Here is an 11174-nt window from a genome sequence, read left to right on the forward strand (position 1 = left end):
AGAAGTCTTTATAACGCCCATCATCAGGTGAGAATATGGCTGAAGATAGTTAAGGAGCATTCATAACTCCCATCGACAGGTGAAAATGTAGCTAAAGGTAGTTATGAAGGCCCTATAATACCCTTAACCAAGAAAAAACAACGCAAACGGTCGCTATGAAAATTAATCCGGGGTAATGCAAGATAATAAAATAAATTTAGAAAAAGGTGGTTGACATTTTCCAGAAACGCATGCTAACATTCATTTCAAGCAAACTAACGTGAATATGTTAAATACTCTTATCATGAGCAGGCAGAGGGATTTGGCCCGATGAAGCCCAGCAACCGACCGTAATACCGTTGTGAAACGGGGCGCTACTTTAGCGCCGGGATTTTCCCGCAAGGCACGGTGCTAATTCCAACGGAAAGGAAACTTTCTGAGAGATAAGAGGCAGAGAATTTGTATTCGTAAGCCTCTTTCGTGATGAGAAAGAGGCTTTTTATATTTTCATAGATAGGGTGAGAAAAGATGACAATTTTACAAAAGAAACAGTATGAGCCGTTGACTGATGAGACAGCGGTGAAGCTTGCGAAAGAGCTAAATCTATTTTCTGAAGGTTCAGTATTGAACTGTCGCGAAATTGGAGATGGCAATCTGAATTATGTATTCCATATAACTGACTCAATAAATGAAAAAGGCGTTATTATCAAGCAAGCGCTCCCTTATGCAAAGGTAGTGGGGGAAAGCTGGCCGCTCACATTAAAGCGGGCAACGATCGAAACGAATGCGCTGAAAAAGCATGGTGAGTTTGTTCCTCAGCTTGTGCCAGAGGTTTACCATGCTGATGAAGACCTAGCTATTACGGTTATGGAAGATTTATCGCATTTAACGATTGCTCGTGAGGGACTTATTAAAGGGGAATCTTATCCAAAGCTATCAAGCGATATTGGCGAATATTTAGCCAGAACGCTATTTTCAACATCGGACTTTGCCTTGCATCCATTTGAGAAAAAACGTTTAGCAGTTGAATTTTCAAATCCTGAGCTTTGTAAAATTACAGAAGATCTGATTTTTACTGATCCTTTCTTCGACCATGATACAAATGATTTTGAACCAGAATTGCGTGCAGATGTAGAAGCCATTTGGAATAATAGCCTTTTGAAGCTTGAAGCGGCCAAGTTAAAGCTAAGCTTTTTAACTGAAGCAGAAGCATTATTGCATGGTGATCTACATACTGGCAGTATTTTTGCAAGCAGCACAGAAACGAAAGTAATTGATCCTGAATTTGCTTTTTATGGCCCGATTGGATTTGATGTTGGTTTATTTATCGGAAATCTATTTCTTCATGGGATTTCAAGAGAGGAAGCGAATCGATCTGTTATTTTTGAACATATCGAGAATACCTGGACCGTTTTTTGCTCAGTATTTACTGAATTATGGGAAGAGTCAAACCTGGAAGTTTATACAAAGGTCGAAGGCTATAGAGAATACATTTTACAGAAAATCTTTTCTGACACACTCGGCTTTGCTGGCTGTGAGTTAATTAGAAGGACGATTGGTCTTGCACATGTAAAGGATTTAGACGGTATTGAGGATCATGAGAAAAGAATTGCAGCTAAGAGACGGGCACTTGCATTAGGCGAAACATTAATCTTAAATCGCCACGTGTTAAATTCAATAAAAGAAGCTATTTCACTGTTAGGAGAGAGGAAGGCATGAAGGTTCCAACATCAATTGAATGGAAAGATGGACATCTGATTATTCTTGATCAGCAAAAGCTCCCTCATCAAATTGAGTATCTTCAGCTTGATACGATTGAGGAAGTATTCGATGCTATTGTCACTTTAAAGGTCCGTGGAGCGCCTGCAATTGGGATAACTGCTGCATATGGACTTGCGATCGCGGCTCAGCAATATGAAACGAAACAATTAAAGGAATTCCACGAACATCTTCAAAAGGATTTTCGTTATCTAGCAGGTTCACGACCAACAGCAGTCAATTTATTCTGGGCGCTTGAAAGAATTGTAGCAGTGGCTGAGGAAGCGAAAAGCGTCAATGAAGCAAAAACGACTATTCTTGAAGAAGCAATTAAGATTCATGTAGAAGATGAAGAAACGTGCAGACAAATTGGCGAGCATGCCCTGTCATTGTTAAATAGCTTTACGAATGTGATGACAATATGCAATGCAGGGTCCATTGCAACGGCAAAATACGGGACAGCACTTGCGCCTTTCCATCTTGGCGTTGAACGAGAAAAACAGTTTCATGTATATGCATGTGAAACGCGTCCAGTATTCCAAGGCTCAAGGCTAACCGTTTGGGAGCTGCAGCAATCAGGTGTCGATGTCACTTTGATCACGGACAGCATGGCGGCCCATACGATTCACTCAAAGGGAATTGAAGCGATTATTGTCGGGGCTGACCGGATTGCTGCTAATGGAGACACAGCGAATAAAATCGGTACCCTGGGCTTGGCGATTTTAGCTAAACATTTCAATATCCCATTTTATGTAGCAGCTCCAGCTTCAACCTTTGATCTTTCAATTTCGAGTGGAATGGAGATTCCAATTGAAGAGCGAAAAGCTGAGGAAATTACCCATATTGGCGGCATCCCAGTAGCGCCACTTAATACAAATGTTTTTAATCCGGCGTTTGACGTCACTCCTGCGGAATATATTACGGCCATCATTACGGAAAAAGGGATTATCTATCCAAACTTCAATGAAAATATCAAAAGCCTTTTAGGTGAGCTAGTTAGAGAGGGAGAAAAATAATGAAAAAACAACTATCGATATTACTTTTAGCTATTTTACTAGTTTCGGCATTTTTAGTAGGATGTCAGCCAAAAAGCAATACGGCTACTTCCGATCAAAAAGAATCGGATGCACCAAAAAATGCAGAGAAATCAGACCATCCGCTTGCTAATAAAAAAATTGCATTAGTGATGCAGCAAAACTTAGGGACATTTTCAGCTCAATATATTGAAGGTGTAAAAGAGCAGGTAGAAAAATTCGGCGGAACGGTAAATGTTTTTACATCTGAAGGGGACTTAGCAAAAATGGCTTCTAACCTGGATGCAGCCATTAACCAAGGCTTTGACGGGATATTAATCGATCACGGAACAAAAGAAGCTTTAAATAACGGAGTTGAAAAAGCAGTAGAAAAGGGGATTCCGGTCATTGCATTTGATGCTGGTGTTGAGGTTGAAGGAGTTCCTGTGTTAGAGCAAGGCGATCAGAAAATGGCCGAAATGACGTTGAATAAACTAGGCGAAGATGCAAATGGTGAAGCTAATATCGTAAAAATTTGGGTAGCTGGCTTTGCACCAATGGAAAGAAGACAAGTAGCTTATGAAGCATTTTTGAAAAACAACCCTGGCATTAAAGAAATTGCTGCATTTGGAGCAGCTACAGCTAATACAGCATTAGATACACAGGCACAAATGGAAGCAATTTTGAAGCAATATCCGAAGGAAGGACAAATAACAGCTGTCTGGGCAGCTTGGGATGAGTTTGCTAAAGGTGCTGTTCGTGCCATTGAGCAAGCTGGAAGAACGGACATTAAAGTTTACAGCATCGACATGAGTGATGAAGACCTACAGATGATTCAAAAGGAAAATAGCCCATGGGTTGCTTCTGCAGCAGTTGATCCAAAGGATATCGGACGCATCCAAGTGCGATATTTATACCAAAAAATCAATGGCGAAAATCCGGAGCAAAAAATTGTCCTTAACCCAGTATTTGTAGACAAAGCCAAACTTCCTGATCAACAAGTCACTACAAACGAGCTTAGCGAATACATCGAAGGCTGGGGAGCGAGTGAACAAGGCTATAACGATGCATTAAAGGAATTAGAGGGACAGCTTAAATAAGCAAAGAAAGAGATTGAACGGGAAACCAACTGTTGAATAGTTTCCCGTTTTTCTGGGGAAACACGAGAAAAATAGAATGAAAGTCTAGGAAGTTTCCCGTTTTTCCCGAAAAGGCGAGAAAAGTGGAAACAACGAATGTCCAGTTTAGAAAGGAGGTATTTTCATGGCGGATACGCTGCTTGCGATGGGGAAAATACAAAAACAATTTGGGAAAGTATCGGCACTGAATGATGCTTCTTTTCAGCTTAAAAAGGGAGAAATCCATGCACTGCTTGGTGCGAATGGCGCCGGGAAAAGTACGCTCATGAAAATTCTGTCCGGCGTGTATGAGCATGACGGCGGAGAAATTCTCCTTGATGGAAAAGAGATTCGGTTCCATTCACCTAAAGCAGCAAAGGAACAGGGAGTATACTGTGTTTACCAAGAGGTCGATACAGCCATTGTACCTGAACTTTCTGTTGCTGAAAATATTATGCTTGATACATTTGCCTCTCAAAAAACTCTCTTCATTTCTAAAAAAAAGATCAACGAAAGAGCAAAAGAGGCATTGAAACAGCTTCAGTCCGAGCATATTTCCGTACAAAAGCAAGCCCTAGAGCTAACGCTTGCTGAAAAACAGATTGTTTTAATCGCACGGGCATTAGTTCACTCGGCAAAAATTATTATTTTCGATGAACCGACTGCCCCACTATCTGTTCATGAATCGGAGATGCTGTTTTCCGTGATGGAAAAATTAAAAAATCAAGGTGTAGGCTGTGTGTTTATTTCACACCGGCTTCCGGAAGTATTTGAAATTTGTGATCGAGTAACTGTGATGCGGGAAGGGAAAACAGTGAGTACTTCAGAAACGGCTTTAACTACCCAAGACCAGGTTATTGAGGATATGCTCGGTGACGCTTTTACTAGTGAACTTGGAAAGCATGAGAAGCACATCGGTTCAACATTACTAGAAGTATTAGAATTAACTGATGGCCATAAGCTTAATCATATTTCTTTTTCTGTTTCTAAAGGAGAAATTGTTGGAGTTGTTGGTTTAGTTGGTGCTGGAAAGACAGAGCTTGCGAAGACTTTATTTGGGGTGACTCCGGCTAAGCAAGGGAAAATTTCACTTAACAAGAAAGAGGCAAAAATTCACCATCCATCCGATGCCATTAAAGCGGGTATTGCCCTTGTTCCAGAAGAACGACGGAAAGAAGGTCTGTTTGTTCATGAATCTCTAAGAATCAATTCCACCTTTCCAAATCTACGAAAATTTACGCGGGGCTTTTTTATGCATAAGCCATCAGAAACAGCCTTTGCCAACCAAATCATCGCCAGTCTCCAAATAAAAACAAATAATACCGAAACCCCGCTTGTACATTTAAGCGGTGGGAATCAGCAGAAGGTCGCGATAGGAAAGTGGACCTCGCTGGATTCCAGCATTTATTTGTTCGATGAGCCAACGAAGGGTGTGGATATTGGAGCAAAGGTTGATATTTTTAAACTCATCCGGCAAATCTCAGAAAAGCAAAAAGGGGTTATCTATTTTTCTAGTGAAATTCATGAAATCCTTGGAATATCAGATCGAATTCTTGTCATGTACGATGGCAAAATCGTGAAGGAGTTTTCCCGTAACGAAGCCACACAAGAGAAGATTTTGCTGTATGCAAGCGGCGGAAAGGAAGAGCAGCATGAAAGAGAAAAGCATTCAGTTTCTATTTAAATACGGTGCTATTGCCCTAATGATATTTATTATCCTTTACTTTAGTTTGATTAGCGATGCATTTTTCACATATGGGAATTTTGCCGACATTCTGCGCTCGATTTCCATCGTTACGGTACTGGCTTTAGGAGTAACATTCACTTTAGTCGTTAACGGTTTTGACTTGTCAGTTGGATCAACGATGTCATTGTCAACCGTTGTTACAGCCTCATTAATGGTCTGGTATGATATGCCGCTCTGGCTTGTGCTGATTTTGCCCATCCTTGTAGGTGTCCTTGTTGGGGTTTTCAATACGTTATTAATTGTCGTCATTGGGATTCCTGATTTGCTTGCAACATTAAGCACGATGTATATTGTTGCGGGGCTTCACCGAACGTATACGGAGGGCTATTCGATTTATAATCATATGCCCTTAACCTCAGGAGGAACTGCGATTGGTGAATTTTCAAGTGCCTTCCTCTGGATCGGACAAGGGAAAATGCTCGGACTTCCGGTTCCTGTGTGGATTATGCTGTTGTTAGTGATTGTTACTTTTCTAGTGTTAAATCATACGAGATGGGGCCGAATTTTATATATGACGGGGGGCAATGCGGAAGCAGCCACTTTATCCGGAGTAAACGTTAAGAAGGTAAAGTTTGCTTCCTATGTCGTCTCTGGCATTTTTGCTTCAATCGCAGGAATATTATTTACAGCACGTGTGGGATCTGGACAAATTGATGCCGGCGCCCCCCTTTTAATGGAGGCTGTTGCCGCCGTGTTTGTTGGATATTCCGTGCTTGGTGCTGGAAAACCAAATGCAATCGGGACATTTTTCGGTGCAGCCGTTATTGGAATTTTGCTAAACGGACTGACCATTCTAAATCTCCCCTATTATGCTTTTGATATTGTAAAAGGTTCTGTATTAGTGCTGGCATTGGCTGTCACTTATATGCACGCAAAAAATAAATTCTCCCATTAAATAGTGCCTGAGCTTCGGTGCGTAGGAATTGACGCATATGGGGTCAGGCATTTTTTTCCTCTAAATAGGTTGAAAAGTACATTCATATCAAAGTATAATGGGATGATTCTACAGGTACAAGGATGGTACATAAATGAGAAAAAGGATTGTAGATATTGTATATATTTTTATTGGAGCTTTTCTATTTGCAATAGGGGTTAATGTATTTATTATCCCGAATGAGCTAGGAGAGGGAGGGGTAACTGGGATTACCATTATTGCTTACTACCTCTGGCAATGGTCGCCGGGTCTCGTTAACTTTGTTCTAAATTCAATTTTGTTAATGGTTGGATATAAATTTTTGAGTAAAATGACAACGATTTATACGATCATTGCGGTTGTACTGAATTCTCTATTTTTGCATTTGACAGAAGGCTGGACGATTGATTCCAATGAAATTGTCGTCTCCACTATTTTTGGAGCTGTTATTATTGGTGTAGGAATTGGGTTAATCATTCGCGTAGGCGGGACAACAGCCGGATCGACCATCTTAGCTAGAATTACCCAGAAATATCTTGGCTGGAATTTAGCCTATGGCTTATTATTTTTTGATTTAATTGTTGCGTTTTCTTCCTATTTTATCATTGGTGCTGAGAAGCTGATGCTGACGATTTTGATGCTGTATATTGCAACAAAGGTGATGGAATTCGTAATTGAGGGAATTAACACGAAAAAAGCGGTAACGATTATTTCAACAGAGCCTGATCAAATTGCACAGCAGGTGAATGAGAAGATGCATAGAGGTGTGACTGTCTTTTCCGGAAGCGGCTATTACACAAAAGCGCAAAAGGATATCCTCTATATAGTCATAAGCAGCCAGGAGATTGTAAAGTTGAAGAAAATTGTAAAAGAAGCAGACTCCCATGCATTTATTGCTATTCATGATGTTCGAGACGTGTTTGGATTAGGCTTTGGGGAGATTTCAAAAGCGGATTAACACTTATAGAGAAAGATGAAAAGGATGTTTGGAATGGGGCCTAGCTCCCCTTTCAAACATCCTTATTTTGTGGCTTACTGTCGTTTGGTGTGATGAATAGGTTCATCCAGCTAGTGATGACTTATTGGACAGGTTCCCGAGTTACGGCAAAAAGCTGTCCACCAAACCAAGTTTACTGGACAGGTTTCCGAGTATCGGCAAAAAGCTGTCCACCAAACTAAGTTTCCTGGACAGGTTTCCGAGTTACGGTAAAAAGCTGTCCATCAAACCAAGTTTATTGGACAGGTTTCCGAGTTACAGCAAAAAGCTGTCCACCAAACCAAGTTTCCTGGACAGGTTTCCGAGTATCGGCAAAAAGCTGTCCACCAAACCAAGTTTACTGGACAGGTTCCCGGGTATCGGCAAAAACCTGTCCATCAAATCATGTCCTCTGCTTTAAACAGACATCCCTTCATCCATCCTCGCCTCGTAGCGCCTCATTTTTTTCTCAAGCTGTGCAAAAAGAACTTCAAAGACAAAACAGAGAAGCCAATAAATCAAGGCTGCTACTAAGTACATTTCCAAATATTTATAGCCATCATTTGCAATAATTTTCGCCATGCCCATGATTTCAATGACCTTAACCGCAAAAGCAAGAGAAGTTGCCTTTATGAGACCAATAAATGTATTGCCCAGATTAGGTAGAGAAAGGACCATTGCTTGCGGCAAAATAATTCTTCGTAAGCCTTGAGCTGTCGTCATGCCTACTGAATAGGCAGCTTCCATTTGGCCGGCATGGGTGGCATTGATGGATGCGCGGAAAATTTCGGACTGGTAAGCTGCTGTATTCAGGGTATAGGCGATTAAGGCATACACAACAGGTGAAATTTGATCAGCATCCAGACTCCACCCAAGCTGTTTGTTTATGAGATCAAACAAAGCAGGTATCCCATAGAATAATACGAAAAGGAGTACAATCATCGGCACGCCTCTAATAAAGGAGACGTACACCATAGCGATTCGATGCAAAACGGGCACTTTATAAATTCGGCATAAGGCAATCAAAAGGCCAAATATGATTCCGAGGATCATAGAAAAAACCGCAATAATCAGAGTTAAAGGTACACCTTTCAGCACCTCTGGAAATTGCTTTAATGCAAAGTCAAAGTCGATAAAAGTCAAGAGAGATCACTACCTTTAAAAAATTAATCTGCAATGCTGACACGGCCCTTTTTTAATCCCTTTTCTAAAAGTGCAATCAAATTTTCTATTACAATACATGTGCCCCAATACACTAACGAAATGATAAAGTACACTTCGAACATGCCGATTCCGTAGTTATTTCCTAGAATAATCCGAACCTGCCCCATAATATCAATGATGCCAATCGTAAAGGCAAGGGAGGTATCCTTCAGCAATTCAATAATATTATTCCCGAGATCAGGTAAGGCAACTAAAAACGCCTGAGGCAGAATGATTCTCCGCAAAGCCTGTGAGTAGCTCATTCCTATACTGTAGGCAGCCTCCAATTGGTCCCTTCCGACTGCCATATAGGCGGACCTAATCACTTCAGAAAGGTAGGCGCCTGTATATAAAGAAAAGGCAATTACAACAAATACAAAACGATCCCAGCCATTAATATCAATATTTACAAGCAACAGTAGCTGCGGGAGTCCAAAATAAACGAGGAATAGCTGAACTAATAATGGCGTACAACGCATGAAAGACAAATAAAATGTTGCAACTGCATATGAAATCGGTCTTTTTTGAATCCGGACAATGGCGACAATAACACCGATAATTAAAGAAAAGAAAAGTGAAACACCTAACATAAGTAAAGTAAGCGGGAGCTTATTTAATACTCTCATTAATAAGTCCAGCCAATCGGAGAATCCCGAACTAATCATTTTATTTCACCGCCTGCTGTAAAAATGACTCCGACGTTCATCGCTGCCGTCGGAGTCAATCTATGAAACTATTTACTCAAATTTAAAGCCTTCTTGATTGATATAATCCAAATCCTTAAAGAAGTCGACATCAAACCATTTTTCAGACAGCTTTGAAAGGGTGCCGTCTTCAATTAACTCCTTAGTCGCTTTATCCATTTTCTGAGCAAGCTCGGTTTCCTTTTTATTGAATACAACCCAAATTGGTTCCTTTGAAACGATCCCGCTAACTTTTAAATCAAGATTCATTTGTTTCTGCATTTCATTAAAGGTTGTAACATTGAGGAATATCGCATCAGCCTTACCTTCAGCTACTCTTTTTAAATTATCAGCATTTGAAGCGTGCTCAATGGTATCGAGTGTTAACGGGTTATCTTTGTGTTTATCGTTGTATGAATTAAGAATAGTACGTAATCCGCCGCTCGGTGCCATTGGTGGGAACTTTTTGCCGACCATGTCATCCAAAGATTTAATATCATTGCGATCCTTCTTTGTCACGAGCGAAGTAAGGGAATATCCGAATTCTTGTTCAGGAAAAAGAAACTTCTCTTGTCTTTCAGGATTTTTAAAGAACCAATTAATCGCGAATGTGTATTTACCTGTATCAACACCAACTAAATTGGCTTCTTCTTCACCAAAAAGATATTCGAATTTATATTCAGGAAGCTTTTTCTCGATTTCCTTCATATAGTCCATGTCATAGCCAATTGGATTGTTATTTTCATCTGTATACAAGAATGGGGGATTGACTTCGTCGCTTAAGGCTACCTTTACAACTATTTTTCCATCGTCTTTTCCTGTTCCTGTACTTTGGGAGCAGCCTGGGAGGCTAAGTATAAGCACAAATGCTAGAATCGCTGTTTTAATTAAACCTTTCATTAAAACGACCTCCTGCTTTAAATTAGATATTCTGGTTCACGGACTAGCCGTTTTAGAAACTGCTTCATCCGCTCGTGCTTTGGATGAATTAGAACATCCTGGGGATGCCCTTGTTCCACAATGACGCCGTCGTCCATAAAGACAACTCGATTCGCTACATCTCTGGCGAAATCAATTTCATGTGTCACAATCACCATGGTGATGCCTTCACCTGCTATTTGCTTAATAATTGACAGCACTTCTCCAACCATTTCTGGGTCGAGAGCGGAAGTGGGCTCATCAAATAAAATGACCGATGGATTTAATGCAAGCGCCCGTGCTATGCCAACCCGCTGCTGTTGACCACCAGAAAGCTGTGAAGGATAATCATTTACTTTTTCAGCCAGCCCTACCTTCTGAAGGAGAGATAGACTGATATCCTTTGCTTCGGCTTTAGGCAGTTTTTTAGCAACTATGAGCCCTTCCATCACATTTTCCAGAACCGTTTTATTCTTGAACAGGTTATAGTGCTGAAAAACCATGGCGGTTTTTCTTCTTAATGTAAGAATATCCTGCTTGGGGGGATGCTTTCCTTGAACGGTAAACCCGTCAACACTTATTAGTCCATCATCCGGGCGCTCCAAGTAGTTGATGCATCTGAGGAGTGTAGTTTTTCCTGATCCGCTCGGGCCAATAATGGCTACAACATCCCCTTTATTAACTTCAAGGTCGATCCCTTTTAATACATGATTTTTTTTAAAATGCTTTTGGATATTTTTTAACTCGATCATATTCCCCCTCCTTGTTAGAAAAGCGCAAGCGCCTTCGGAACAATCAAAGGACAATTGTTCCTGCGATGATTATTCGCAGAAGCTTTCCTTTGTGTTCACCCCCGACAAGCACAA

General features: G+C 40.7%; 10 protein-coding genes and 1 riboswitch. Of the genes, 6 read left to right on the plus strand and 4 right to left on the minus strand.

Annotation, left to right across the window (positions count from 1 at the left end):
* The first annotated feature begins 275 nt into the window (after window positions 1-275).
* Window positions 276-429, plus strand: a riboswitch (SAM riboswitch).
* 78 nt (window positions 430-507) lie between these two features.
* The 6 genes from mtnK (at window position 508) to V7149_RS21050 (ending at window position 7486) form a co-directional block, all read left to right on the plus strand.
* Window positions 508-1698, plus strand: a complete 1191-nt coding sequence (mtnK, locus tag V7149_RS21025; protein ID WP_335347545.1) for an S-methyl-5-thioribose kinase — start codon at window positions 508-510, stop codon at window positions 1696-1698.
* Complete coding sequence (gene mtnA / locus V7149_RS21030) at window positions 1695-2753, plus strand: S-methyl-5-thioribose-1-phosphate isomerase (RefSeq protein WP_335347546.1); 1059 nt, start codon at window positions 1695-1697, stop codon at window positions 2751-2753. The genes mtnK and mtnA overlap by 4 nt, the downstream gene beginning before the upstream one ends.
* Window positions 2753-3850 carry a sugar ABC transporter substrate-binding protein gene (locus V7149_RS21035; RefSeq protein ID WP_335347547.1) on the plus strand — a complete coding sequence of 366 codons (1098 nt, stop codon included), beginning with the start codon at window positions 2753-2755 and terminating at the stop codon, window positions 3848-3850. The genes mtnA and V7149_RS21035 overlap by 1 nt, the downstream gene beginning before the upstream one ends.
* Window positions 3851-4013: 163 nt before the next feature.
* Window positions 4014-5552 carry a sugar ABC transporter ATP-binding protein gene (locus tag V7149_RS21040; RefSeq protein WP_335347548.1) on the plus strand — a complete coding sequence of 513 codons (1539 nt, stop codon included), beginning with the start codon at window positions 4014-4016 and terminating at the stop codon, window positions 5550-5552.
* Complete coding sequence (locus tag V7149_RS21045) at window positions 5521-6510, plus strand: ABC transporter permease (protein ID WP_335347549.1); 990 nt, start codon at window positions 5521-5523, stop codon at window positions 6508-6510. The genes V7149_RS21040 and V7149_RS21045 overlap by 32 nt, the downstream gene beginning before the upstream one ends.
* A gap of 133 nt (window positions 6511-6643) precedes the next feature.
* A complete protein-coding gene (locus V7149_RS21050; protein WP_335347550.1) occupies window positions 6644-7486 on the plus strand; it encodes a YitT family protein in 843 nt (280 codons plus the stop codon).
* Window positions 7487-7921: 435 nt separating this feature from the next.
* Here V7149_RS21050 and V7149_RS21055 read toward each other — a convergent pair whose 3' ends face one another.
* The 4 genes from V7149_RS21055 to V7149_RS21070 form a co-directional block, all read right to left on the minus strand.
* A complete protein-coding gene (locus V7149_RS21055; protein WP_335347551.1) occupies window positions 7922-8647 on the minus strand; it encodes an amino acid ABC transporter permease in 726 nt (241 codons plus the stop codon).
* Window positions 8648-8670: 23 nt separating this feature from the next.
* On the minus strand, window positions 8671-9372 hold the full coding sequence (locus tag V7149_RS21060) for an amino acid ABC transporter permease (protein ID WP_335347552.1): 702 nt from the start codon (window positions 9370-9372) through the stop codon (window positions 8671-8673).
* Window positions 9373-9444: 72 nt separating this feature from the next.
* Window positions 9445-10290, minus strand: coding sequence for a transporter substrate-binding domain-containing protein (locus V7149_RS21065; protein WP_335347553.1), 846 nt, complete (start codon window positions 10288-10290; stop codon window positions 9445-9447).
* 17 nt (window positions 10291-10307) lie between these two features.
* Window positions 10308-11060, minus strand: a complete 753-nt coding sequence (locus tag V7149_RS21070) for an amino acid ABC transporter ATP-binding protein (RefSeq protein ID WP_335347554.1) — start codon at window positions 11058-11060, stop codon at window positions 10308-10310.
* Window positions 11061-11174: the final 114 nt, after the last annotated feature.

This window comes from Bacillus sp. JJ1503 (genome assembly GCF_036965125.1).
In the GTDB taxonomy this organism is placed as follows: domain Bacteria; phylum Bacillota; class Bacilli; order Bacillales; family Cytobacillaceae; genus Cytobacillus.